Here is a 25,153-nt window from a genome sequence, read left to right as displayed (position 1 = left end):
CTGAAGCACACTTATGTGCTTCAGCTAAGTCTTATTCCTTTGAACCGACCTTTTCAGATTCAAACGCTGCTGTTTCCGGAACAATGTTTAATGTATCGACTTGCTGTAAGTCATCTTCATCTTCCGTATCGCGCATCTCAATTTCTTTTTCATCACCTGAAAGGATTTTTACATCCATACCAAGACTCTGAAGTTCTTTTATCAATACTTTGAATGATTCAGGAACACCTGGTTCAGGGACATTTTCGCCTTTTACAATCGCTTCATACGTTTTCACACGACCAACAACGTCATCTGATTTTACTGTCAGAATTTCTTGAAGTGTATATGCAGCACCGTATGCTTCAAGCGCCCAAACCTCCATCTCACCAAAACGCTGACCGCCAAATTGCGCTTTCCCGCCAAGTGGCTGCTGGGTTACAAGTGAGTAAGGTCCAGTTGAACGAGCATGTAATTTATCATCAACCATGTGAGCGAGTTTAATCATATACATGACGCCAACAGACACACGGTTATCAAATGGTTCACCTGTACGTCCGTCATATAAAACAGTTTTTGCATCATTAGCCATTCCAGCTTCTTCAATGGTTCCCCAAACATCTTCTTCACGTGCACCGTCAAATACTGGTGACGCAACATGGATTCCTAGGGCTCTAGCAGCCATACCTAAATGAAGCTCAAGCACCTGTCCGATGTTCATACGTGAAGGAACCCCTAAAGGATTTAACATAATATCAATTGGTGTACCGTCCGGTAAATATGGCATATCTTCTTCTGGCAATATTCGGGATATAACCCCTTTATTACCATGACGACCAGCCATTTTATCTCCTTCGTGAATCTTACGCTTCTGAACAATATAGACGCGAACAAGTTGATTCACTCCTGGTGGCAGTTCATCGCCGTCTTCACGATTAAAGACCTTAACATCAAGTACAATACCGCCTCCGCCATGCGGAACTCTTAGTGAAGTATCACGAACTTCTCGTGCTTTTTCACCAAAGATAGCGTGTAGTAATCTTTCTTCTGCAGTTAGTTCGGTAACTCCTTTTGGTGTTACTTTACCAACTAGCAAGTCACCGTCTTTTACTTCTGCACCAGTACGAATAATTCCGCGTTCATCCAAATTGCGAAGGGCATCTTCCCCTACATTCGGAATATCACGTGTAATTTCTTCTGGTCCAAGCTTTGTATCACGTGACTCAGATTCATATTCTTCAATATGAATAGAAGTATAAACATCATCTTTTACAAGGCGTTCGCTCATGATGATGGCATCTTCATAGTTGTAACCATCCCAGTTAACAAAGCCGACTAAAACGTTGCGCCCTAAAGCTAGTTCACCTAGTTCCATTGAAGGTCCATCAGCAAGAATTTCACCTTTTGTTACGTGGTTACCCACTGCAACAATTGGACGTTGATTATAACAGGTTCCCTGATTAGAACGGATGAATTTTAACATTTTATATTTATCAAGGTCACCTTTAACTTCTTGACCATCGACAGTATTAATACGACGCACCCAAACTTCCCGTGCCTCAACGTGCTCAACAATTCCTTCATGTTTACAGATTACAGCTGCTCCGGAGTCTTTACCAGAAACATATTCCATTCCTGTTCCAACTCTTGGTGCTTCCGGCTGCAAGAGTGGCACGGCTTGACGTTGCATGTTTGCTCCCATCAGCGCACGGTTAGAGTCATCATTTTCTAAGAAAGGAATACAAGCTGTCGCTGCAGAAACAACCTGTTTAGGAGATACATCCATATAGTCAATACGGTCACGTTTTACAACTGTGTTTTCACCACGGAAACGAGCAACAACATCTTCATCAATGAATGTACCATCGTCACCAAGTCGAGAGTTCGCCTGTGCTACAACATAGTTGTCCTCTTCATCTGCTGTTAAATAATCAATACGGCTTGTAACTTTCCCCGTATCAGGGTCAATTCGTCGATATGGAGTTTCGATGAAGCCAAAACGATTTACCTTCGCAAATGAAGAAAGTGAGTTGATCAAACCAATGTTTGGTCCCTCTGGTGTTTCAATCGGACACATACGGCCATAGTGGGAATAGTGAACGTCACGCACTTCAAATCCTGCACGTTCACGTGTTAATCCACCAGGTCCTAATGCAGATAAACGACGCTTATGGGTTAATTCCGCAAGCGGGTTCGTTTGGTCCATAAATTGCGATAACTGAGAGCTTCCGAAGAACTCTTTTATTGACGCAATTACCGGACGAATGTTTATTAACTGCTGTGGTGTAATCGTAGCAGTATCTTGGATCGACATTCTTTCACGAACTACACGTTCCATACGAGACAAACCAATTCGGAATTGATTTTGCAGCAATTCCCCAACAGAACGTAGACGTCTGTTTCCTAAATGGTCAATATCGTCTGTGTCGCCGACACCATGTAATAAGTTAAAGAAATAACTGATTGAAGCAATAATATCAGCAGGTGTAATATTTTTAATCGGCTCTGCAACATAGGCATTGCCTAATACATTGATTACCTTTTCACCATCGTCATTTGGTGCATAGATTTTAATTCCTTGAAGAATGATTTCTTCCTCAACTACACCGCCGACAGGATTAAAGCCCTTGAAGTTAACATCCTTTTCGAGAGCAGGGATAATCCGATCAAGGTTTCTACGATCTAGAACCGTACCTTTTTCTGCAATAATTTCACCTGTCTCAGGATCAACAAGAGACTCAGCCAAACGCTGGTTGAATAAACGATTTTTAATATGAAGCTTTTTGTTAATCTTATAACGACCAACATTTGCTAGATCATATCTTTTTGGATCAAAAAATCTTGATACCAATAAGCTCTTTGCATTATCTACAGTTGGAGGTTCACCTGGACGCAGACGCTCATAAATTTCAAGAAGCGCTTTTTCTACTCCCTCAGTGTTGTCCTTCTCAAGAGTATTTCGGATGTACTCATTGTCTCCAATCAATTCAAGGATTTCTTGATCAGAGCCGAAGCCAAGTGCACGCAAAAGAACCGTAACGGGCAGTTTCCGAGTACGATCTATCCTCACATATACGACATCTTTGGCGTCAGTTTCATATTCCAGCCAAGCGCCGCGGTTCGGAATTACAGTAGCCGTAAATCCTTTTTTTCCGTTTTTATCAAGTTTTCCACTAAAGTATACGCTCGGTGAACGTACTAACTGTGAAACGATAACACGTTCGGCACCGTTAATGACAAACGTTCCCGTTTCAGTCATAAGTGGAAAATCACCCATAAAAACATCTTGATCTTTTACTTCGCCTGTTTCTTTGTTTACAAGACGTACTTTCACACGCAATGGTGCAGAATATGTAACGTCTCGCTCTTTCGATTCCGCAACAGAATACTTAGGTTCGCCAAGGCTGTAATCAATAAATTCTAGTGATAGGTTACCAGTAAAGTCTTCAATCGGTGAAATATCCTGGAACATTTCACGCAAACCCTCATCAAGAAACCATTGATATGAAGAGGTTTGGATTTCAATAAGATTTGGTAATTCTAAAACTTCACTGATTCGTGCGTAACTTCTTCGTTGGCGGTGTCGTCCATACTGAACTAGTTGACCTGTCAACTGATTCACCCCTCAAATCAAGCGTTTTTATAAAACATATATTTTGGTCTTATGTAAGGACTAAAGAGACCTTCCATCAGACAAAAAAGAAAAAGGGTTTTTATTTCTTAAAAACCACACTTTCACATTTTGACTATTATTTTGTCATCATTTCCGTCTAAAACCATTTTTATACCCTGAAAATAAGTATTTACAGGAATAATTCGGAAATTATTATGATGGCATTTTATAATGCTAACACACTTGACAAATTCAAGTCAACTATTTTACAGCCTTAATAATAAAATAACCTTTAGACTTGTCAATAGTTTCAACTGTGGTAAATAAATCTTTTAATTTTTCAATAGCAGATGGTGCCCCTTGCTTCTTTTGAATGACAATCCAAAGCTCACCTTGAGGAACTAAATGCTCATAACTTTGCTCAAAAATATCGTGTACCGTCTTTTTACCCGCTCTGATTGGAGGGTTTGTTAAGATAGCTGCAAATTTAAATTCCTTAACATTTATCAAAGTATCACTTTCATAAATATCGACATTATATACTGAATTTTGCTCAGCATTCGCCTTTGCCAGCTCAATCGCCCGTTCGTTAACATCAATCATATGTACATGACGGTCTGGATAACTTTTAGCAAGCGAAAGTCCAATAGGACCATAACCACAGCCAACATCAAGAACAGGTCCTTCTACACTTGGTAATTCAAAAACTTCTATTAATAAGCGGGAGCCAAAATCTACTTCCTTCTTAGAAAATACTCCGTTATCTGTCTTAAAACGAAATAACTGATTCCTTAAGGTAAAGTCCCAAAACTTCGGATCACTTTCGACCTTTTGGGTGCGAGAATAGTAATGTTCAGACAATAAGCTCACCTCCTGAGGAGTGTTGATTAATGAGGTTACCCGAGGAAAAAACTAATATCTAACTGCAGCGCCTTGGAAAAATCGGAATGCACTTTTCCATGGACAAGGCGCTTCCGCTTTTATCTAGCGAAAAAAAGCCCGCTTATACAGCGAGCTTTTCTATCAGTTTATTACTTAACTTCAACGTTAGCTCCAACTTCAGCAAGTTTAGCTTTAAGTTCTTCAGCTTCTTCTTTAGATACGCCTTCTTTAACAGCTTTTGGAGTGTTGTCAACAAGATCTTTTGCTTCTTTAAGACCAAGACCTGTGATTTCACGTACAACTTTGATAACCTTGATTTTTTGATCTCCAGCGCTAGCAAGGATTACATCAAATTCAGTTTGCTCTTCAACAGCAGCAGCACCAGCTCCGCCTACCATTGCTACAGGAGCAGCAGCAGTTACGCCGAATTCTTCTTCGATTGCTTTTACTAGATCGTTAAGTTCTAAAACAGTCATAGATTTAACTGCTTCAATGATTTGTTCTTTAGTCATTTTAATGTTCCTCCTTAGTTTTCATTCCGTTATTTGTTAAGCGATAAGTTTTAGCTTACGCGCCTTGTTCTTCTTTTTGTTCTGCAACTGCTTTTGTAGCAAGAGCAAGGTTGCGGATTGGAGCTTGTAGTACGCTGAGTAGCATAGAAAGCAAGCCTTCGCGTGATGGAAGTTCTGCAAGTGCTTTAACCTCTTCAACTGTTGCTACATTACCTTCGATTACACCAGCTTTAATTTCAAGTGCATCATGCTTTTTCGCAAAGTGGTTAAGAATTTTTGCAGGTGCTACTACATCTTCTGTGCTGAACGCAATAGCGTTCGGACCAGTTAATGCTGCATTTAACTCTGAAAGTTCAGCTGCATCAGCTGCACGACGAGCCATAGAGTTTTTGTAAACTTTAAAGTCGATACCAGCTTCACGAAGTTGCTTACGAAGTTCAGTTACTTCAGCAACAGTTAGCCCACGGTAGTCAACTACGATTGTTGAAACACTAGCTTTTAACTTAGCAGTGATTTCATCAACGATTTGAACCTTTTGTTCGATTGCGCTGCTCATCTTTACACCTCCTGTAGATTCTCTACATTTATACCAGGCAAAGTAAAACCTCCACATCAAGAGTCAGACATGGAGGTGCATACAATAGCCGAAGATTTCAGCCAATTCTATCGCATTACCTCGGCAGGAAATTAAGCTCCATTAAGCACCTGCTGTCTTCAGTACAAATGTTTTATTTAAACAACAAAATAGATTATATAAAATGTATCTATAATTGTCAATTGGTAAAAAATTACTTAACTGTAACTGATGAAGGATCAACCTTCACGCCAGGTCCCATTGTTGAAGTAACAGTTACATTCTTCATGTATGTTCCCTTTGCAGCTGCAGGCTTAACTTTTAACATTGTATCGAATATAGTTTTGAAGTTCTCAACAAGTTTTTCGTTTTCGAAAGATGATTTACCGATTGGAACGTGGATATTTCCAGCTTTATCAACACGGTACTCAACTTTACCTGCTTTGATTTCATTAATAGCTCTAGTTACATCAAATGTTACAGTACCAGTTTTAGGGTTTGGCATTAAACCTTTTGGTCCTAATGTACGACCAAGTTTACCAACTTCACCCATCATGTCAGGAGTTGCTACGATTACATCAAAGTCAAACCAACCTTGTTGGATTTTAGTGATGTATTCTGCATCGCCAACATAATCTGCACCAGCAGCTTCTGCTTCTTTCACTTTTTCACCCTTAGCGAATACTAATACGCGTTGAGTCTTACCTGTTCCATTTGGAAGTACTACTGCACCACGAATTTGTTGATCAGCTTTCTTAGGGTCTACTCCTAAACGGAATGCTACTTCAAGAGTTGCATCAAATTTAGCAAAGTTTGTTTGTTTCGCAAGTTCAATTGCTTCAGCAACTGGGTAAGCTTTTGTGTTATCAACAAGCTTAGCAGCTTCTAAATACTTCTTACCTTTTTTAGCCATTTTTATTTCCTCCTAATTTGTGGTTTTAGCGTTTTTTTAATAACTCCCACGAATAAAGGTTGCGTAAGTAACGCAACCCCCTTCATTACAAAAAAACAGTTTACATGGATTAGTCTTCGATAACGATACCCATGCTGCGTGCAGTACCTTCAACCATGCGCATTGCTGCTTCAACGCTTGCTGCGTTTAGGTCAGGCATTTTCTGTTCCGCAATCTCGCGTACTGTATTACGCTTAACTGTTGCTACTTTATTACGGTTTGGTTCACCAGAACCAGACTGAATTCCAGCTGCTACTTTCAAAAGAACGGCAGCAGGAGGAGTTTTCGTAATAAATGTAAATGAACGGTCTTCAAAAACCGTGATTTCAACAGGAATGATTAATCCAGCTTGATCTGCTGTACGAGCGTTAAATTCTTTACAGAATCCCATGATGTTAACACCGGCTTGACCTAATGCAGGTCCAACTGGTGGTGCAGGATTCGCTTTCCCAGCAGGGATTTGTAATTTAACAACCTTAATTACTTTTTTAGCCACGAGACACACCTCCTTAAAGTCCGTGATGTGGTAATAGGGTTTTTTTACCCTCCCACTCAGGTATCTGTCTTTATATAAAGATAAAGAGCTTAGCAAAAGTCTTGTCTCATCGAGAGACATACTGACCTATGAAATATTACCACTTTTTGAATATGATTTCAAGTTTTTTTCAATTTCCAATTAATTTTCTTTATTTTATAGCTTTTCAATCTGTGTGAATTCTAGTTCTACCGGGGTGTCCCGGCCAAACATATTAACAAGAACTTTTAGTTTTGCCTTGTCTTTATCCATTTCTTCGACTGTCCCTGTAAAGTTTGTAAATGGACCTTCTTTCACACGTACAGTTTCTCCAATTTCATAATTAACATCGATGCGTTTCTCATCGACACCCATACGTTTTAGAATTCCAACAACTTCTTCGGGAAGAAGTGGAGTAGGTTTTGATCCTGCACCAGCGGAACCAACAAACCCTGTTACACCAGGAGTATTCCGTACTACGTACCATGAATCATCTGTCATTACGATTTCAACAAGTACATAGCCAGGGAATACTTTTCGTTTAACTACCTTCGTTTTCCCGTTTTTTATTTCAGTTTCTTCTTCTTCAGGAACAACAACTCTAAATATCTTATCTGTCATTCCCATTGATTCAACACGTTTTTCTAGATTTGCTTTTACCTTATTTTCATAACCTGAGTAAGTATGTAATACATACCAATTCTTTTCCATTCAAGAGGACTAAACGTCCATCCCTCCCCGTACTTTTATAATAATGCTGTTGATTTGCGCTCCGGGCACTTCGCGCACCTTAAGGCGTTGCGGTGAGCCTCCTCGGCGCCAGCGCCTGTGGGGTCTCACCTGCTCCGTACTCCTGCAGGAGTCTTCGTGCCCTCCGCACAAATCAACAGCGTGCCAATATCAACATTTGCTTTAAAAATTTACTTTTTTAGACAAATGAAAAAACCCGTTAAACGGGCTTTACATAAAATTTCCTGTATTAGTTACCATTATACCATGAAATACCTTTTATTATTCAAGAATTAGACGAATCAATTTTGAAATACCTAAATCTAGAACTCCAAAAAACAATGCGAAGAAAGCAACTGTTGAGAAAACCGTAATAGTATAGCGTGTTAGTTCTTTACGTTTTGGCCAACTAACTTTTCTCATTTCACGGAAAATATCACTGAAGAATTTCTTTAAGCGTTGCATATCTATAACCCTCCAACTATCGGAATAACATTGCTAGTATAGATTAAACTTATTTTGTTTCTTTGTGGATTGTATGGGAGGCGCATGTTTTGCAATACTTTTTTAATTCCAATCGTTCTGATTGCAACTGATTTGCATGGGTGGAGTAATTACGTGAACCACATTCAGCACATGCTAGAATAATCTTTTTACTCATCGGAAACACCTTCATCATCCATCTAATATATCCTTAAAAATGTAACACGCGTCCTAATTATTGTCAACAGCATGTGTTAGCGGATTCATACAATTGTCATTGTCTTCAAAATTAAAGGCTAAATTCCCTAATTTCTAAATAACGCTCTAATTTCCTTTTCACGCGCTGCAGGGCATTATCAATTGATTTTACATGACGGTTCAGCTCTTCTGATATTTCTTGGTAAGATTGTCCATCGAGATACAGGGCCAGAACCTTCCGTTCTAGGTCACTTAATAATTCAGTCATTTTTACTTCAATATGATCAAATTCTTCTTGGTTGATAATCAATTCTTCCGGATCAAGGACTTTTGCGCCGGATAGGACGTCCATAAGGGTGCGATCCGATTCTTCATCGTAGATAGGCTTGTCCAATGAAACATATGAATTAAGCGGTATATGCTTTTGTCTTGTTGCTGTTTTGATAGCGGTAATGATTTGTCTGGTGATACACAACTCTGCAAACGCTTTAAAAGATGTGAGTTTGTCCTCACGAAAATCACGGATAGCTTTATATAGCCCAATCATTCCTTCTTGAACTATATCTTCCTTATCTGCTCCGATTAGGAAGTAGGATCTTGCCTTTGCACGTACAAAATTACGATATTTGTGAATTAAATAATCAAGTGCCTCACTATTACCTTGGTGCACTAGATCAACAATTTCCTCGTCTTCCATTGAAAAAAATAGCTCGTTGCCTTTTTCCCCGAAGTCTGTACCCAATTAAGATCCCCCTCCACCGAACAAGCATAGATAGTAATATTATACTGCCCGTAACTTTTGAACGTCAACGCTTACTTTTGTCCTCTGCGCCACTTTTCAAAAATTTCTGCCACTTCGCTGCTAATCGGTATTTTTGAGACTGGTCTTTTTTCTTGAATTTTTTTTACCTTTTTTTCAATTCCTTTTTCTATCGAAGACATCTCTATAAGCAACTCCCGTGCTGACTTCCTTAGAGCACCTTGTCCAAAAATAGCCCATTGCTCCGTATAATCGGAAGTAGCAACATGTATTTGCGTCTTCCGGTTGTTTAAAGAAATTGCCAACTTTTCAATTCGCTCATCTGCTGTCTCGTTTTCCTTTGTAAAAATAACCTCTACTTTATGATTCTTATATTTCTTCTCAGTTCCTTGGACATAGTAGGCGTCAAATACAACAATGACGCGATAGCCTGAAAAAGCTTGATATTCTGCCATCCTTTCTACTAAGCGGTCACGAGCGGCGGGCAAATCATGGTCCTTTAATTCCCTTAGCTCCGGCCATGCCCCGATTATGTTATATCCATCGACAAGCAAGATATCCATTTTTATCCCTCTAGAGGATGCCGCCTGCGGTATACCTCATACATTAATAACGCGGCTGCAACAGACGCATTTAATGATGTTACCTTTCCAGCCATCGGCAGGTTGATGAGGAAGTCACATTTATCTCTAACCAGACGACCCATCCCTTTTCCTTCGCTTCCAATCACAAGACCAAGTGGCAGCGTGCCATCAAATTGGCGATAATCTTGCTTTGCACTCGCGTCCGTACCGGCTATCCAAATACCCCGTTCCTTTAATTCATCTATCGTTCGTGCCATATTAGTGACACGTACAACTGGGATATGCTCAATTGCACCAGTTGAAGCCTTTGCCACTGTTGCGGTTAAGCCAACCGCTCTTCTTTTTGGAATAATAATTCCATGTGCTCCTACTGCGTCTGCAGTTCTCATGATGGAACCTAGATTATGAGGATCCTCAATTTCATCTAATAACAAAAAGAATGGAGATTCGTTTTTCTTTTCTGCGGCTGCAAATAAATGGTCCATTTCTGCATATTGATATGCTGCTACATAAGCAAGGACTCCTTGATGATTTTCATCAGATATCTGATCAATTTTTTTCTTTGGGACAAATTGAACAATCACATTGGCTTCTTTTGCTAATTGAATTAACTGCTGCATTTGACCACGCTGTGAGGACTCTGCAATTAAAATCTTATTGATATCCCTTTCTGATCTAAGTGCCTCCATAACAGGATTTTTCCCAATGATATAATCATTATTTTCGTTCATTCGCTTGTTCCTCCTTTCTTTTCTCAACAAACTCAAAGGACTTTACGATAAGTTCTTCTAATCGTTCTGTATTCTCTGTTAGGTATAGAAAGCCCATTAATGCTTCAAATGCAGTGCTATAATGATACGTTTGAACATCTGTGTTTTTAGGTACAGTCCCTGATTTGGCGTTTCGCCCACGCTTGACTACCGCCATTTCCTCCTCTGACAGGAGGTTTTCATCCATCATTTGAAATAGTACGTGGCATTGTGCCTTTGCGGAAACATAGGTTGTTCCCTCGCGGTGTAGATGATTCGGCTTTACCTTCCCGCTTTGCAGGAGGTGACGTCTGACATATGTCTCATAGACAGCGTCACCCATATAAGCCAAGGCAAGACTATTCAACTGATTGGCATTTACTTTTTCTTGATAATCAAGCATGCATTAGCCTCTTTTCCATCTCGTACCTTGCGGCGTATCTTCTAAAATAATATTCATTTCCTTTAATTGATCCCTTATTTGATCAGAAAGCTGGAAATTACGGTCTTTTCGTGCCTGAATTCTTTTTTCAATTAACGCATCTATTTCTACATCTAACAATTCCGTCGCTTCAAGCGTCAGTCCTAGGACATTGAATAACTCGTTAAATTGTTGGGTGAATTTATCAATCACTTCTACGGCTGTATTTTTTTCTAATAGGTAGTAATTAGCCAGCTTCGATAAATCAAATAAGACGGAAATCGCTTTTGCTGTATTGAAATCATCGTCCATTGCTTTAATAAACTCATCCTGTAATGCCTCTATCTTCTCTAGCCATTCTTGATTATTATTTGTTAAATTTGTACTTGATTCCTTGCGATGCTGTAGATTCTGATAAGAGGTTGTTAAGCGTTCATAAGCTGCCTTTGTACTTTCTAATAACTCTTCACTGTAATTAATCGGATTCCGATAATGAACGGATAGCATAAAAAATCGCAAAACTTGCGGATTATGCGCCTTTATAATGTCATGTACTAGAACAAAGTTTCCAAGCGATTTAGACATTTTTTCATTATCAATATTAATATACCCATTGTGCATCCAGTACCGGGCAAAGGTTTTTCCAGTAAGTGCCTCCGATTGGGCTATTTCATTTTCATGGTGCGGGAACGTTAAATCTTGTCCGCCAGCATGAATATCGATTGTTTCCCCTAGGTATTTTTTTGCCATTGCCGAACACTCGATATGCCAGCCAGGGCGTCCAATACCCCAAGGACTTTCCCAAAAGATTTCTCCTTCTTTTGCCGCTTTCCATAAGGCAAAGTCCATATCATCTTGTTTCTTCTCACCCACTTCAATTCGAGCCCCAACTTGCAGGTCATCAATTGATTGATGTGAGAGCTTTCCATAATCGTCAAACTTCCTTGTTCGGAAATAAACATCTCCTTCAGATTCATAGGCGTAACCTTTTTTGACCAGTTGATCAATAAAGTCAATAATAATATCCATATTTTCCATGACACGTGGATGGATATCCGCTTTTTTGCAGCCTAATGCAGATACATCTTCAAAGTAAGCTTCGATGAAACGATTTGCTATGGTTGGAACATCCTCTCCAAGCTGATTAGCAGCACGGATTAATTTATCGTCTACATCTGTAAAGTTCGATACATATTGTATGTCATAGCCACGGTATTCAAAATAACGGCGAACGGTATCAAAAACGATTGCCGGACGAGCATTACCGATATGAATATAATTATAGACAGTCGGACCACAAACATACATTTTTACTTTTCCTTCTTCGAGCGGGACAAATTCTTCTTTTTTACGGGTTAGCGTATTATACAGTTGTATGGTCATTCACTTTATTCCTTTCTTTCTTCAATTCAATTAACTCTTGTCTCAATTCAGTTAGTTCAGCTTGTAAATCTTTAATCCGATCCGCAATAGGATCAGGAAGATCACAATGGTCTAAATCCTTGCCGATTCGTTTACCATCTTGAATCACAACACGTCCTGGAACTCCAACTACTGTTGAATTAGGTGGTACTTCTTTTAATACGACCGATCCTGCACCAATCTTAGAATTTTCGCCAATCGTTATAGAACCGAGCACCTTAGCACCTGTTGCGATTAACGCATTATCCTTAATGGTGGGATGACGTTTTCCTTTCTCTTTCCCCGTTCCCCCAAGTGTCACTCCCTGAAACACCGTTACATTATCACCAATTTCACAAGTTTCCCCTATTACAACCCCCATACCGTGGTCAATAAATAATCTCCTGCCTATTTTTGCACCTGGATGGATTTCAATACCTGTGAAAAAGCGACTTATTTGAGAAATGACCCGTGCAAGAAAATAAAACTTTCTCTTGAAGAATGCATGTGCAATGCGGTGGGCCCAGATTGCATGTAAACCTGAATAGGTTAAAATCACTTCTAGGTAACTCCTTGCTGCAGGATCTTGTTCAAAAACAACCGTAATATCCTCCCTCATCCTTTTGAACATTTTTCATTTCCCCCTTAAATGTAATGAAGCCTCATGTGTAAAATAATCCCCTTTTTCTAATAAAACAAAAAACGCCCCTGTCATTACGACAGAGACGCGTTCGGCGTGGTTCCACTCTGATTAGACCGATAAGCTGAATACAAAGCTCACGTTGGTCTCACTCTACCTGTTAACGGATAGGTTCCGCCCATATCTACTCAGATTTTCATCTTTTCAAAACAGGACTCAGAGGTGCATTTTCAAACATGAGAGGCTTAGACCACTTTCAGCCGGTGATGGTCTTCTCTTTAAAGCATCATACTTTACTTTTCCTCATCTACACTTTTTCATATTGAATGTTTATTTCTTTTACTATATTACATTTTGGCGCCGATGTTAACCAATAATTTTTTGAATTCTATTCAAAACTTTCTCTTTTCCTAAAAGCTCAATCGTTTGAGGTAAATCTGGTCCATGTGTTTGACCTGAAACAGCGGCACGAATTGGCATAAACAGATTCTTCCCCTTTTGGCCGGTGGATTTTTGAACGGCCTTCATCGCCGCCTTAATTTCGTCCGCTTTAAAGTTTTCCATCCTGTCAAGCTCCTCAGAAAATGCTTTAAGTACTTGAGGAACGGTCTCCCCTGATAATACTTCCTTGGCGTCTTCTTCGTATTGGGCTTCATCTTTAAAGAACATTTCTGAAAGTTCCACAATCTCTGCACCATAGCTCATTTTTTCTTGTAAAAGCGAAACTAAACTTCTCACCCATTGTTGCTCTTCTTCAGACAAGTTTTCACCTAAACGTCCAGCTTTAATTAAATGCGGCATGGATACCTCTATAACTCGGTCAACCTCAACTTTTTTCATATATTGGTTGTTCATCCAAGTAAGTTTATTGGTATCAAATAAAGCCGGTGACTTCGATAAGCGATTAGCATCAAATATATCAATAAATTCATCTTTGGAGTAAAGTTCCTCCTCACCAGCTGGAGACCAGCCTAGTAACGTAATGAAGTTAAACAGAGCCTCTGGCAGATAGCCTAATTCTTCATATTGTTCGATAAATTGTATAATTGATTCATCCCGTTTGCTTAATTTCTTTCTACTCTCGTTCACGATTAGGGTCATATGACCAAAGATCGGCGGCTCCCAGCCTAATGCTTCATATACCATTAGCTGCTTTGGAGTATTGGATATGTGATCATCGCCGCGAAGCACATGCGAAATTTTCATTAGATAATCATCGACGGTTACCGCAAAATTATAAGTTGGTGTTCCATCCTTCTTGATGATAACCCAATCACCCATCCCTTCAGATTCAAAGGATACAGTTCCCTTTACCATGTCATCAAAGGTGTAGGTCTTCCCTTCCGGCACAACGATTCTAATGCTTGGCTCGCGTCCTTCACTTGCTAACTTTGCACGTTCTTCAGTTGTTAAATGGCGGCACTTCCCTGAATAATGAGGAGTTTCTCCTCTCTCCATCTGCTCTTCTCGCTCTGCTTCAATTTCTGCCTCGGTACAGTAGCATTTATAAGCATGACCATTTTCTAGTAATTGATTGTAATAGGTTTGATAAATATCATTTCTTTCAGACTGACGGTAAGGTCCATATTCACCTCCGACATCAACACTTTCGTCCCAATCCATACCTAACCACTTAAGGTATTTTAATTGGCTTTCTTCTCCGCCGGCAATATTTCGCTTCTTATCTGTATCCTCAATACGGATAATAAATTTACCACCTTGATTGCGGGCAAATAAATAATTAAATAATGCAGTACGGGCATTTCCAATATGTAAATGTCCAGTTGGACTTGGAGCATACCTTACACGAACTTCATTTGACATCATTATGCCTCCATATACCATTGATTTCTTATATCTGATTTATTTTACCATTGTGGATTTCAGCAATAAAGACTATATGTTAACCTTTTTTAACAAAACGACAGCTTGTGAGGCAATTCCTTCACCGCGCCCTGTAAAGCCTAACTTTTCTGTTGTTGTTGCCTTTACATTGATTTGTTCAGGAGAGGCATCTAGTAATTCTGCAATTCTCTCTTTCATCGACTGTATATAAGGTGCCATTTTAGGCTTTTGGGCAATAATCGTACAATCTGCATTAACCAGTTCATACCCTCTATCTTTTACAAGCTGCCATACATGCTCCATTAGCTTAGCAGAATCTGCGTCCTTAAAGTTTGGATCTGTATCCGGAAAGTGCCTGCCGATATCCCCTTCACCAATCGCACCGAGACAAGCATCCGAGACGGTATGTAATAGTACATCTGCATCAGAATGACCTAGCAGTCCTTTTTCATAGGGGATGGTAATGCCGCCTATGATTAGTGGCCTGCCCTCGGTTAATTGGTGTACATCAAAGCCTTGTCCAATACGAAACATTATTAAAAACTCCCTTGTCTTTTCTGTAGTATTGCTTGTGCAAAAAACAAATCCTCCTTGGTGGTGAGCTTGATATTATCATAATCTCCCTCTACCATTGACACTGGATGCGAAATTCGTTCTACCAAACTGGAATCATCAGTACCAATAAAGTGTTCCTTCTTGGCATGTTCATAGGCCTTAAGTAGAATAGAAAAACGAAAAGCTTGTGGGGTTTGAACAGCCCACAAGCTGGATCTTTCGACAGTTGCCATTACCACATGATTCCCTACTGTTTTCATGGTATCTTTTGCTGGCACTCCAATGATTGCTGCACCTGTTTCCTGCGCTTTATCTAGTAATCGGTGAATATGTTCCTTAAGAATAAAAGGACGAGCGGCATCATGAACAAGAATAATTCCATCGTTCTTCACTGTTTTCAATGCATTATAAATGCTATCCTGACGTTCTTTTCCACCTGGAACTAAATCTAGCACCTTCTTCACCTTATACTTATTTAACAAGTATTTAAATTCCTCAGTATCGAGTGGATTTACAGCTAGGGTAATTCCCTGACACAACTTGTCTTCCTCGAAAACCCTTAAGGTATGGATTAATACAGGTATGTTATTTAGTTCTAACAGAAGCTTGTTTTTCCCTGCCCCCATCCTCTTCCCCTGACCAGCGGCCGGAATAATGACTTGATAAGCCATACTAAAACTCCATTCTAATTCTTTCTGTCTAGCGTATGTCTAGCTACAGCGCCTTTTCCAATAATTTTGGTTTAGCAAAGATCATTCTTCCAGCTGAAGTTTGAAGAACACTCGTTACAAGAACATCAATTCTTTTCCCGATATATTCTCTTCCCTCTTCAACCACAATCATCGTCCCATCATCAAGATATGCTACACCTTGGTGATATTCTTTACCATCCTTGATTACCTGTACAGATAACTCTTCACCAGGCAGAACTACTGGTTTTACGGCATTGGCTAGATCATTAATATTTAATACAGAAACATTCTGTAATTCACATACTTTATTGAGGTTAAAATCATTCGTAACAAGCATTCCATTTGTAATCTTCGCTAGTTTCACTAGCTTACTGTCAACTTCTTGAATTTCATCAAAATCGCCTTCATAAATCTCAACTTTTATCGCCAGTTCCTTTTGAATCCGATTTAGAATATCCAAGCCCCGTCTCCCACGGTTTCGCTTTAAGACATCGGATGAATCAGCAATATGCTGTAATTCCTCAAGTACAAAGCGTGGAATTACAATTGTACCTTCAAGGAATCCTGTTTGACAAATATCAGCGACACGACCGTCAATAATAACGCTTGTATCTAGGATCTTTAATGATTGTCCCTCTGTCTTGTCAGCGTCCTCTTCTCCGGATTTCTTCTTTCCACGGCTTCCAAAAAGATTTAACAGCTCATCTCTTTTCTTAAATCCAACCTGAAACCCAAGGTAACCAAATAATAATGTCAGCAAAATAGGAGCCACAGCATTAAGAATAGGTACTTGAATGGCATTTAGAGCAAAACCAATTAAAAAGGCGACTAATAAACCAAAAATTAATCCTAAACTGCCAAAAATCACGTCTGTTACCGGGATTTTCACCAGTGAGTCTTCTGCCCATTTAATAAACTCTAGTACATAATCTACTGCCCAAAAAGTAATAAGATAAAAAATAATTGCACCTATAATAGCCGCTGCATATGAGTTACTGATTATTGGAATGTCATCGAAATTTATTACCTTTAGCAATTGTGGGATTAGCAATATTCCAAGCGTACCTCCAGTTATAAGAAAGCATGCTTGAACAATACGTTTTAACATTCCTTCACCTCCTCTACTCATTATAAACATATTCCCAAAAATGAAACCTTCGTTTATTGTTATTTTAGTCAAAGTGAGAATTTTAAAACATGAAAGTTTACTTTATATAGTAAAATATATTTTTCACTTCATAGGGTAGCACTGGAAAAAAACTCTGTCAAACAAACATAAATTTGCCTCTTTATTTCCTAATAGAGATCTATAAGTGCCGCTCTGTATATAATCTCTCTTTAATTATTCTCAAGCCTTCCCTTATTTTCTTTGCACGGATTTCACCGATTCCCTCAACATCATCTAGTTCTTCCACAGAGGCTGAAATAATTTTTGAAAACGCACCAAAGCTCGTAATAATGTTTTCAATGATTACAATTGGAAGACGAGGAATTTTATTTAGAATACGATATCCCCGAGGATGTTTATTTTCATCAAGTGGAATATATCCTTGGTACCCCATTAGTTTCAGTATTGCGATATCATCTAATGTCCCATTACTCGTTAATACCTGCATTCGTTTTAGAACATCCTTCGGCTTTACCTCTCTATCAATGGCATAGTCCTTAATAATCAGGGCAGTTTCTTCTTCTAGATCTGTCAATATTTCATTCATTTGCAAGCGAATCAGCCTGCCTTCTGTGCCTAATTCGTTTAAATAAGTAATGAGTTCATTTTTAATTTTTAACACCATTTCAAATCGGTGGAGAACGAGTAAGAAATCGTTATAGGTAACCGATTCTTCAAACTCCAAAATACTTAACCCAGCAATACTTCGTTCAAGGACAACCTTATACTTTTCCAGCATTTGAATCGCCTGATTTGCCTTTGTTAATATCACAGATATATCTTTAAGGGCATAACGGAAGTTCCCTTGATATAAGGTTATGACATTTCTTCTTTGCGATATAGCAATGACAAGGGCCTTTGTTTGCCTGGCCACTCGTTCAGCGGTACGGTGGCGCATACCTGTTTCCGATGCTGATATTTCAGAATCAGGAACAAGCTGAGCATTCGCAATAAGAATGGTATTCCCTAATTCATTTAGGATAATTGCACCATCCATTTTTGCTAACTCATAAAGGTAACTTGGTGAAAAAGGACAATTAATTTGAAAACCGCCATCTACAATACTTTTAACCTTATCATTGTAACCAACAACAATAAGACCGCCAGTATTTGCTCTTAATACATTATCAATTCCTTCACGAATAGGTGTACCTGGGGCAATAAACTGTAGAACTTCACTTACAGTTTGTTCACCCAGCTTTTTATTTTCCATACTCTACACCCCTAACACTGCTTTTAAAGCTTCTGCTACAGTCGAAACGCCGATTAACTCTACACCTTTCGGACCTTTCCAGCCGCTCAAATTATTAGCAGGTAAAATAACCCGTTCGAAGCCTAACTTTGCAGCTTCCTGCACACGCTGTTCAATTCTCGAGACCCTTCGCACTTCTCCGGTTAACCCAACCTCGCCAATGATACAATCCGTGGCACGTGTAGGTCTATCACGGAAGCTTGAGGCAATACTTACAATAATAGCTAAATCGATAGCTGGTTCATCTAACTTTACGCCCCCAGCGACCTTCAGATATGCATCTTGATTCTGAAGCAGCATTCCCATCCGTTTCTCTAAAACTGCCATCAATAATGGAACTCGGTTATGGTCAATACCTGTTGCCATTCTTCTTGGGTTTCCAAAACTGGTAGGAGAAATTAATGCCTGGATTTCGACAAGCACAGGACGTGTCCCTTCCATTGAAGCTACCACAGTGGAACCTGCCGCGCCTTGTGACCTCTCTTCAAGAAATATTTCCGATGGATTTGCAACCTCATCAAGTCCAAACTCTTTCATCTCGAAAATACCCATTTCATTTGTTGAACCAAAACGATTCTTTACTGCACGTAAAATTCGATACGTATGGTGCCTTTCCCCTTCAAAGTAGAGAACAGTATCTACCATATGCTCGAGCAGCCTTGGTCCAGCTATAGAGCCTTCTTTTGTTACATGACCTACAATGAAGATCGCAATCCCTTTCGTTTTCCCAATCCTCATTAATTCAGATGTACATTCACGTACTTGTGAAACGCTGCCTGGCGCAGACGTTACTTCCGGATGGAAAACCGTTTGAATGGAATCAATTATGACAAAACTTGGGTTTGTATTTTCAATGGTCCGATTTATTTCTTCTAAATTCGTCTCAGCATAAACGAGGAGATTTTCAGATTTAATTCCTAGTCTTTCCGCTCGAAGCTTTGTTTGCCTCAGCGATTCCTCGCCGGATATGTATAAGACCTGATTCCCTTTATTCGCAAGCTGAGAGGATACCTGCAAAAGGAGAGTCGATTTACCGATACCAGGGTCACCACCGATTAAAACAAGTGATCCCTTTACCACGCCTCCACCTAAAACTCGATTAAGCTCATTGAGATCGGTAAGAATTCTCGGTTCTGACAATGATTCAATGGCTGTGATTGGTGTCGGTTTCGACGCAAGTGTAGAAACTCCCTGAGAATGAGCAAAGGCGCCCCTTCTATTTCCACCCGTTACCTCAACTTCCTCCACCATTTTGTTCCACTCTCCGCAGCCAGGGCATTTTCCTAACCATTTAGGAGATTCATACCCACACTCCTGACACATGAACTTCGTTTTTCGTTTGACCATATGTATCTACTCCTGACTCTAAATAGAAAAAGAGGTACACGGTCGAGACTTATAACGTGTACCCCTTTTAGTTGTTCTAAAAATAACGAATCTGGTTATTTAGTTAGGGGCGTTTTTTCTGCCGTTCTAACTGAAAATTCACCATTATCAACATCAATTATAACATGCTGCCCTGTTAATACTGTTCCTTTTAATAGTTCTTCAGAGAGTCGGTCCTCAATATGCTTTTGAATTGCTCTGCGTAATGGACGTGCACCGTATTCTGGGTCGTAACCCTCGATAGATATCTTATCCTTAGCTGCTTCGGTTAACTCTAAAGAAATATGCTGCTCTTTTAGTCGTTTTACAAGCTGATCGGATAATAAAGTAACAATTTCTCCAAGATGCTTTTTCTCTAAAGCATGGAAGACAATGATTTCATCAATACGGTTTAAGAATTCAGGACGGAAGGCCTTTTTCAATTCTTCCATAACCTTACCCTTCATGTCCTTATAATCCTGCTCTCCATCTTGTATATTAAAGCCGACATATTTGTTACGTTTTAGTGCTTCTGCACCAACGTTAGAAGTCATAATCAGAACCGTATTGCGGAAGTCAACCGTCCTTCCTTTTGAATCTGTTAAGCGGCCATCCTCTAGGACTTGCAGTAATATATTAAACACGTCTGGATGTGCCTTTTCAATTTCATCAAGCAGGATAACGGAGTATGGTTTTCTACGTACCTTTTCCGTTAATTGACCGCCTTCTTCATAACCCACATATCCCGGAGGAGACCCAACTAAACGTGAAGTAGAATGCTTCTCCATGTATTCTGACATATCGATCCGAATCATGGCGTCTTCGTCACCAAACATTGCTTCAGCAAGTGCTCGAGCCAATTCGGTTTTACCAACACCAGTAGGACCAAGGAATACAAACGAGCCAATCGGACGTTTTGGATCCTTTAAGCCTGCTCTCGCACGACGGACTGCTTTTGAAACAGCCTTAACCGCTTCTTCTTGACCAATCACTCGTGAGTGTAAGAGTTCCTCTAAGTTTAGCAGCTTAGCTGTTTCTGTCTGTGCAAGTTTGGAGACAGGTATTCCCGTCCAGCTTGAAACCACACTTGCAATATCCTCAACAGTAACTTCGCTGTTTTCTTTTCCTTGCTTTTCTTTCCACGTTTTCTTTGTTTCTTCAAGCTGTTCACGAAGTCGCTGTTCTGTATCTCTTAGAGAGGCAGCTTTTTCAAATTCCTGGCTTTGAACAGCAGCATCCTTCTCTTTGCGTACTTCCTCTAACTTTACTTCTAATTCTTTTAAATTTGGCGGTGTTGTATACGAACGTAAGCGAACCTTTGATCCGGCTTCATCAATAAGGTCAATTGCCTTATCTGGAAGGAATCGGTCAGAAATATAGCGGTCAGATAATTTTACCGCTGCTTCAATTGCTTCATCCGTGATCGATACACGGTGATGTGCTTCATAACGATCACGAAGACCTTCTAGTATACGAATAGACTCTTCTGCCGTTGGTTCATCAACACGAATTGGCTGGAAGCGGCGCTCTAAAGCGGCATCCTTTTCAATATATTTTCTGTATTCGTCCAGTGTGGTTGCACCGATACATTGGAGCTCACCACGTGCCAGTGAAGGTTTTAGGATGTTAGAAGCGTCAATCGCTCCTTCTGCTCCTCCGGCACCAATTAAGGTGTGTAGTTCATCAATAAAGAGAATGATGTTACCTGCCTGGCGGATTTCATCCATTACCTTTTTCAAACGGTCCTCAAATTCACCACGATATTTAGTTCCTGCTACGACGGTGCCCATGTCCAGCGTCATAACCCGCTTATCACGAAGAATTTCCGGTACTTCATTATTTACAATTTGCTGTGCAAGGCCTTCAGCGATAGCAGTTTTACCTACGCCTGGTTCACCGATTAACACAGGGTTATTTTTTGTACGGCGGCTTAATACTTCAATTACCCGCTGGATCTCTTTACTTCTTCCGATAACAGGATCTAAACTTCCTTCTCTAGCAATCGCTGTTAAATCTCTAGCAAGGCTGTCAAGGGTTGGAGTATTGGCACTTACCGATGCTCCTCCTTGATGACCGCCCGATTCATTACTTCCTAATAATTGCAGTACCTGTTGACGCGCTTTATTTAGGCTTACTCCCAGGTTATTAAGAACTCTTGCAGCAACGCCTTCACCTTCACGAATTAATCCAAGTAGAATATGCTCTGTTCCGACATAGGAATGTCCTAATTTACGGGCTTCATCCATAGATAACTCAATTACCTTTTTCGCCCTTGGTGTATAGTGAATCGTTTGGGATGCTTCCTGGCCTTTCCCGATCAACGATTCTACCTCTTTTTGAATTTTTTCTGAACCCAAGCCCAGCCCATAAAGTGCTTTGGCAGCAATGCCTTCTCCTTCACGGACTAAACCTAATAAAATATGCTCAGTTCCAATATTATTGTGTCCAAGTCTAATTGCTTCCTCTTGTGCTAAAGCTAAAACCTTTTGAGCTCTCTCAGTAAAACGGCCAAACATCATATTCCATTCCTCCTCACCTTTTATCTGACTCCATTTTTAATCGTTCTCGAATTAATGCTGCTCGTCTTATATCTCTTTCATTTGCTCTTAAATGCCCGCCTGCGTACTGCTGCAAGAATCCAGGCTGTGTTAAAATCATCAATTCATTTAATATATTCTTAGGTAAATGATCAATGTATCCCATATCAATTCCTAGGCGGACATCGGATAGGCATTTTGCAGCCTCTTTTGTTTCAATGATCCTGCAGTTGGATAACACGCCATAAGAACGAAACACTCTGTCTTCTAATTGTATGTTTGAAGTTTTGCGTAATGCTTCACGAGCAGACCTTTCTTGTGAAATTAACTGACTCACAACACCTTTTAGGTCACGGCAAATGTCTTCTTCAGATTTTCCTAAAGTAATTTGATTGGAAATTTGAAATATATTTCCGAGCGCTTCACTCCCCTCACCATAGATACCTCTTACAACCAAACCCAGCTGATTAATTGCCGGAATAATACGATTGATTTGCTGTGTTAACATCAATCCTGGTAAGTGCATCATGACTGAAGCACGAAGTCCGGTTCCTACGTTTGTAGGGCAGCTTGTTAGATAACCATGCTTCTCATCGAATCCGAAGTGAATATGGCTTTCCAGCCAATCATCTACTTCATTCGCAGCCTCCAATGCCTCCGTTAGTTGCAGCCCAGGAAACAAACACTGAATGCGAATGTGATCCTCTTCATTAATCATAATACTAACTTCTTCATTTTCGGTTAATAGAACAGCCCCATAAGGTGAGTCTTCTGCTAAATTAGGACTAATCAAATGCTTTTCTACCAAAACCCTTTTTTGAAGAGGCTGTATGTCATCGATCTTCAGAAGTTCCATTTGTCCAAACTTTGTAAAGTTAGATTCACGCAGGATTTCTTCTATTTTTAAAATAATCGATTGTGCTTCTTCATGCGAAAATAGTGTTGGAAATTTAAAGTTTTCAAAGTTTCGGGCTAAACGGATTCGGGAACTAAGGACGATATCTGAGTCAGGCCCCTCCTCGCTCATCCACGAGCTGACTGCTTGATTAATAAAACGTTCAAGCGACACGTTATTCCCCTCCCTTACTACTGCTAGGTAATTCCTTCTCGAGAGTACGAATTTCATCTCGAATCTTAGCAGCTTTTTCAAATTCCTCTTGTTGAATTAACTCTTTTAGCTCATTTTTAAGATTTTCAACTTGCTTCTTGAGATGAATACTTCCACCAATTCTTTTTGGTATTTTACCGCTATGCGACCAATTTCCGCTGTGAAGTCGCCTTAAGACAGGTGGAAGCTGCTCCTTAAACGTTTCATAGCAATGGGCACAGCCAAACCTTCCAACTTTAATAAATTGCGGAAATGTCATTGAACATTTATTACATTGAAGTACTTCTTCTTGATGGAACGTATTTTGATTTTGTTTTTGAACAGTAGGATCAATATTTAATAGACCCGCTAATAGGTTATTAAAGGTAAAACCTGATCCACCATTAATCATAAACATCTCGCCCTTTTCTTGGGCACATTTTTCACAAAGGTTTACCTCGGTTTTTTCACCATTGATGATTTTTGTAAAATGGAGTGCAGCAGGCCTTTGATTACATTCCTGGCAAATCATTTTTATTTCACCTCTCTAGCTGGTATAAATTATTTATATTTCAATGATGTTAACATCGCTTTCAACATTCTTGCACGTAATTCGTCTCGGAATGGAAGATCAATATAAAGGACTGAACGGTCAATAACACTTAACATTATTTTTGCCTCTCGTTTTGTAATTATCTCCTCATGGACCAGTCTGTAAATTACATCCTCTGCCGTAGCTTGTGCGATACGATTTTCAATGAGCGACAACAAATGGTCAATTAAGTCGGCTAAATCATGGGACTGAACCTTCATGATTCGGATGTACCCGCCTCCCCCGCGTTTACTCTCTACGATATACCCTCGTTCAATGGTAAAGCGCGTATTAATGACATAATTTATTTGTGATGGTACACATTGAAATTTATCTGCTATTTCACTTCTCTTAATTTCAACGTGTTCCTTTTCACTCATTTCTAATACTTGTTTTAAATACTTTTCAATAATATCGGAGATGTTTCTCATCTTCCCACCTCCTTCTGACTTTGACTATATTTGACATTAATTATACTGAAAATTTTATGTAGTTGCAAACAACATGCTACTAATGATTTTCTCCATATTTCGCATGTGTGAAACCTGTTTGAATTGATTAATTTGTTTTTAGGTAGTTAGTAATGGTAGGAAAGCTTTGTGGGTTTTGATTTCCTTTATCCTCAAGTTTGAGGTAAACAAAGGAAGGGTTTGGTTCCCTTTAGCCTGGTGAAATCAAGTTTGAGGAAATCAAAAGGAGGGTTTGACTCCCTTTAGCCTGGGAAAATCAAGATTGAGGGAATCAAATGGAGAGTTTGACTCCCTTTATCCTGGGAAAATCAAGTTTGAGGGAATCAAATGGAGGGTTTGGTTCCCTAATCCTTTAAAAGTCTAGTTTAAAGGGCAACAAAAAGAGATTTTAGTTCCTTCTATCGGGTAAAAATCAAGCTCAAGGAAATCAAAAGTTTTTATTCTACTATCCCGTAATTTCGTACAAAACAAAAAAACACAACCCTTATCAGGTTGTGCTTCGTATGCCTGGCAACGTCCTACTCTCACAGGGACAAAGTCCCAACTACCATCGGCGCTGAGAAGCTTAACTTCCGTGTTCGGTATGGGAACGGGTGTGA

25 protein-coding genes, 1 rRNA gene and 2 other annotated features are annotated in these 25,153 nt (G+C 39.6%); all 26 genes read right to left on the bottom strand.

Annotation, left to right across the window (positions count from 1 at the left end; all coding sequences use genetic code 11):
* Positions 1-31: 31 nt before the first annotated feature.
* Positions 32-3,592: a DNA-directed RNA polymerase subunit beta gene (gene rpoB, locus F4694_RS30320; protein WP_179603633.1), complete on the bottom strand. Its 3,561-nt coding sequence runs from the start codon at positions 3,590-3,592 to the stop codon at positions 32-34.
* A 261-nt stretch (positions 3,593-3,853) separates the two neighbouring features.
* On the bottom strand, positions 3,854-4,453 hold the full coding sequence (locus F4694_RS30315) for a class I SAM-dependent methyltransferase (protein WP_179603632.1): 600 nt from the start codon (positions 4,451-4,453) through the stop codon (positions 3,854-3,856).
* 170 nt (positions 4,454-4,623) lie between these two features.
* Positions 4,624-4,986: a 50S ribosomal protein L7/L12 gene (gene rplL / locus F4694_RS30310; protein WP_179603631.1), complete on the bottom strand. Its 363-nt coding sequence runs from the start codon at positions 4,984-4,986 to the stop codon at positions 4,624-4,626.
* A 55-nt stretch (positions 4,987-5,041) separates the two neighbouring features.
* Positions 5,042-5,542: a 50S ribosomal protein L10 gene (rplJ, locus tag F4694_RS30305; protein ID WP_179603630.1), complete on the bottom strand. Its 501-nt coding sequence runs from the start codon at positions 5,540-5,542 to the stop codon at positions 5,042-5,044.
* Between the two features lie 33 nt (positions 5,543-5,575).
* Positions 5,576-5,722: a sequence feature (ribosomal protein L10 leader region), on the bottom strand.
* A gap of 52 nt (positions 5,723-5,774) precedes the next feature.
* Positions 5,775-6,473, bottom strand: a complete 699-nt coding sequence (gene rplA, locus F4694_RS30300) for a 50S ribosomal protein L1 (RefSeq protein ID WP_179603629.1) — start codon at positions 6,471-6,473, stop codon at positions 5,775-5,777.
* A gap of 109 nt (positions 6,474-6,582) precedes the next feature.
* Entirely contained in the window at positions 6,583-7,008 is a 426-nt protein-coding gene (gene rplK / locus F4694_RS30295; protein WP_026565509.1) for a 50S ribosomal protein L11, read from the bottom strand.
* A 195-nt stretch (positions 7,009-7,203) separates the two neighbouring features.
* Positions 7,204-7,737, bottom strand: a complete 534-nt coding sequence (gene nusG, locus F4694_RS30290) for a transcription termination/antitermination protein NusG (protein ID WP_179603628.1) — start codon at positions 7,735-7,737, stop codon at positions 7,204-7,206.
* 300 nt (positions 7,738-8,037) lie between these two features.
* Positions 8,038-8,220, bottom strand: a complete 183-nt coding sequence (secE, locus tag F4694_RS30285; protein ID WP_179603627.1) for a preprotein translocase subunit SecE — start codon at positions 8,218-8,220, stop codon at positions 8,038-8,040.
* Positions 8,221-8,269: 49 nt separating this feature from the next.
* Complete coding sequence (rpmG, locus tag F4694_RS30280) at positions 8,270-8,416, bottom strand: 50S ribosomal protein L33 (protein ID WP_179603667.1); 147 nt, start codon at positions 8,414-8,416, stop codon at positions 8,270-8,272.
* A 111-nt stretch (positions 8,417-8,527) separates the two neighbouring features.
* Positions 8,528-9,133 (bottom strand): RNA polymerase sporulation sigma factor SigH, encoded by a 606-nt coding sequence (gene sigH, locus F4694_RS30275; protein ID WP_052106397.1) that lies wholly within the window; start codon positions 9,131-9,133, stop codon positions 8,528-8,530.
* Between the two features lie 116 nt (positions 9,134-9,249).
* A complete protein-coding gene (locus F4694_RS30270) occupies positions 9,250-9,759 on the bottom strand; it encodes an NYN domain-containing protein (RefSeq protein WP_179603626.1) in 510 nt (169 codons plus the stop codon).
* A gap of 2 nt (positions 9,760-9,761) precedes the next feature.
* Positions 9,762-10,511, bottom strand: a complete 750-nt coding sequence (rlmB, locus tag F4694_RS30265; RefSeq protein ID WP_179603625.1) for a 23S rRNA (guanosine(2251)-2'-O)-methyltransferase RlmB — start codon at positions 10,509-10,511, stop codon at positions 9,762-9,764.
* A complete protein-coding gene (locus tag F4694_RS30260; RefSeq protein WP_179603624.1) occupies positions 10,498-10,932 on the bottom strand; it encodes a Mini-ribonuclease 3 in 435 nt (144 codons plus the stop codon). The genes rlmB and F4694_RS30260 overlap by 14 nt, the downstream gene beginning before the upstream one ends.
* 3 nt (positions 10,933-10,935) lie before the next feature.
* Entirely contained in the window at positions 10,936-12,333 is a 1,398-nt protein-coding gene (gene cysS, locus F4694_RS30255) for a cysteine--tRNA ligase (RefSeq protein ID WP_179603623.1), read from the bottom strand.
* Positions 12,314-12,982 (bottom strand): serine O-acetyltransferase, encoded by a 669-nt coding sequence (cysE, locus tag F4694_RS30250; RefSeq protein ID WP_179603622.1) that lies wholly within the window; start codon positions 12,980-12,982, stop codon positions 12,314-12,316. The genes cysS and cysE overlap by 20 nt, the downstream gene beginning before the upstream one ends.
* An 87-nt stretch (positions 12,983-13,069) precedes the next feature.
* Positions 13,070-13,310 (bottom strand) — a binding site (T-box leader).
* A 47-nt stretch (positions 13,311-13,357) separates the two neighbouring features.
* Positions 13,358-14,815 carry a glutamate--tRNA ligase gene (gltX, locus tag F4694_RS30245; RefSeq protein ID WP_179603621.1) on the bottom strand — a complete coding sequence of 486 codons (1,458 nt, stop codon included), beginning with the start codon at positions 14,813-14,815 and terminating at the stop codon, positions 13,358-13,360.
* Between the two features lie 72 nt (positions 14,816-14,887).
* Positions 14,888-15,370, bottom strand: a complete 483-nt coding sequence (gene ispF / locus F4694_RS30240; protein WP_179603620.1) for a 2-C-methyl-D-erythritol 2,4-cyclodiphosphate synthase — start codon at positions 15,368-15,370, stop codon at positions 14,888-14,890.
* Between the two features lie 2 nt (positions 15,371-15,372).
* Entirely contained in the window at positions 15,373-16,062 is a 690-nt protein-coding gene (gene ispD, locus F4694_RS30235; protein WP_179603619.1) for a 2-C-methyl-D-erythritol 4-phosphate cytidylyltransferase, read from the bottom strand.
* A 43-nt stretch (positions 16,063-16,105) separates the two neighbouring features.
* Positions 16,106-17,191: a PIN/TRAM domain-containing protein gene (locus tag F4694_RS30230; RefSeq protein ID WP_179603618.1), complete on the bottom strand. Its 1,086-nt coding sequence runs from the start codon at positions 17,189-17,191 to the stop codon at positions 16,106-16,108.
* A 199-nt stretch (positions 17,192-17,390) separates the two neighbouring features.
* Entirely contained in the window at positions 17,391-18,464 is a 1,074-nt protein-coding gene (disA, locus tag F4694_RS30225) for a DNA integrity scanning diadenylate cyclase DisA (RefSeq protein ID WP_179603617.1), read from the bottom strand.
* Between the two features lie 3 nt (positions 18,465-18,467).
* A complete protein-coding gene (gene radA, locus F4694_RS30220) occupies positions 18,468-19,850 on the bottom strand; it encodes a DNA repair protein RadA (RefSeq protein ID WP_179603616.1) in 1,383 nt (460 codons plus the stop codon).
* Between the two features lie 95 nt (positions 19,851-19,945).
* Entirely contained in the window at positions 19,946-22,387 is a 2,442-nt protein-coding gene (gene clpC, locus F4694_RS30215; protein WP_179603615.1) for an ATP-dependent protease ATP-binding subunit ClpC, read from the bottom strand.
* A gap of 13 nt (positions 22,388-22,400) precedes the next feature.
* On the bottom strand, positions 22,401-23,474 hold the full coding sequence (locus F4694_RS30210) for a protein arginine kinase (RefSeq protein ID WP_179603614.1): 1,074 nt from the start codon (positions 23,472-23,474) through the stop codon (positions 22,401-22,403).
* A 1-nt stretch (position 23,475) separates the two neighbouring features.
* A complete protein-coding gene (locus tag F4694_RS30205) occupies positions 23,476-24,024 on the bottom strand; it encodes a UvrB/UvrC motif-containing protein (RefSeq protein WP_179603613.1) in 549 nt (182 codons plus the stop codon).
* Positions 24,025-24,053: 29 nt separating this feature from the next.
* Positions 24,054-24,515 carry a CtsR family transcriptional regulator gene (locus tag F4694_RS30200; RefSeq protein WP_179603612.1) on the bottom strand — a complete coding sequence of 154 codons (462 nt, stop codon included), beginning with the start codon at positions 24,513-24,515 and terminating at the stop codon, positions 24,054-24,056.
* 544 nt (positions 24,516-25,059) lie between these two features.
* Positions 25,060-25,153, bottom strand: a 5S ribosomal RNA gene (rrf, locus tag F4694_RS30195); the annotation flags it as partial.

Source organism: Neobacillus driksii, from assembly GCF_013409995.1.
In the GTDB taxonomy this organism is placed as follows: domain Bacteria; phylum Bacillota; class Bacilli; order Bacillales; family Cytobacillaceae; genus Neobacillus; species Neobacillus driksii.
The sequence above is the reverse complement of the archived record's forward strand: the minus strand, read 5'-3'. Positions and strand labels throughout refer to the sequence as shown.

Coding starts and splice junctions, on each gene's coding strand:
- F4694_RS30205 (WP_179603613.1), bottom strand. CDS start 24,024: ATGATTTGCCAGGAATGTAATCAAAGGCCTGCTGCACTCCATTTTACA.
- secE (WP_179603627.1), bottom strand. CDS start 8,220: ATGCAACGCTTAAAGAAATTCTTCAGTGATATTTTCCGTGAAATGAGA.
- cysE (WP_179603622.1), bottom strand. CDS start 12,982: ATGTTCAAAAGGATGAGGGAGGATATTACGGTTGTTTTTGAACAAGAT.
- rplL (WP_179603631.1), bottom strand. CDS start 4,986: ATGACTAAAGAACAAATCATTGAAGCAGTTAAATCTATGACTGTTTTA.
- ispD (WP_179603619.1), bottom strand. CDS start 16,062: ATGGCTTATCAAGTCATTATTCCGGCCGCTGGTCAGGGGAAGAGGATG.
- disA (WP_179603617.1), bottom strand. CDS start 18,464: ATGGAAAATAAAAAGCTGGGTGAACAAACTGTAAGTGAAGTTCTACAG.
- gltX (WP_179603621.1), bottom strand. CDS start 14,815: ATGTCAAATGAAGTTCGTGTAAGGTATGCTCCAAGTCCAACTGGACAT.
- nusG (WP_179603628.1), bottom strand. CDS start 7,737: ATGGAAAAGAATTGGTATGTATTACATACTTACTCAGGTTATGAAAAT.
- radA (WP_179603616.1), bottom strand. CDS start 19,850: ATGGTCAAACGAAAAACGAAGTTCATGTGTCAGGAGTGTGGGTATGAA.
- rlmB (WP_179603625.1), bottom strand. CDS start 10,511: ATGAACGAAAATAATGATTATATCATTGGGAAAAATCCTGTTATGGAG.
- ispF (WP_179603620.1), bottom strand. CDS start 15,370: ATGTTTCGTATTGGACAAGGCTTTGATGTACACCAATTAACCGAGGGC.
- F4694_RS30200 (WP_179603612.1), bottom strand. CDS start 24,515: ATGAGAAACATCTCCGATATTATTGAAAAGTATTTAAAACAAGTATTA.
- rpmG (WP_179603667.1), bottom strand. CDS start 8,416: ATGAGTAAAAAGATTATTCTAGCATGTGCTGAATGTGGTTCACGTAAT.
- sigH (WP_052106397.1), bottom strand. CDS start 9,133: ATGGAAGACGAGGAAATTGTTGATCTAGTGCACCAAGGTAATAGTGAG.
- rplJ (WP_179603630.1), bottom strand. CDS start 5,542: ATGAGCAGCGCAATCGAACAAAAGGTTCAAATCGTTGATGAAATCACT.
- F4694_RS30230 (WP_179603618.1), bottom strand. CDS start 17,191: ATGTTAAAACGTATTGTTCAAGCATGCTTTCTTATAACTGGAGGTACG.
- cysS (WP_179603623.1), bottom strand. CDS start 12,333: ATGACCATACAACTGTATAATACGCTAACCCGTAAAAAAGAAGAATTT.
- F4694_RS30270 (WP_179603626.1), bottom strand. CDS start 9,759: ATGGATATCTTGCTTGTCGATGGATATAACATAATCGGGGCATGGCCG.
- rplA (WP_179603629.1), bottom strand. CDS start 6,473: ATGGCTAAAAAAGGTAAGAAGTATTTAGAAGCTGCTAAGCTTGTTGAT.
- F4694_RS30260 (WP_179603624.1), bottom strand. CDS start 10,932: ATGCTTGATTATCAAGAAAAAGTAAATGCCAATCAGTTGAATAGTCTT.
- clpC (WP_179603615.1), bottom strand. CDS start 22,387: ATGATGTTTGGCCGTTTTACTGAGAGAGCTCAAAAGGTTTTAGCTTTA.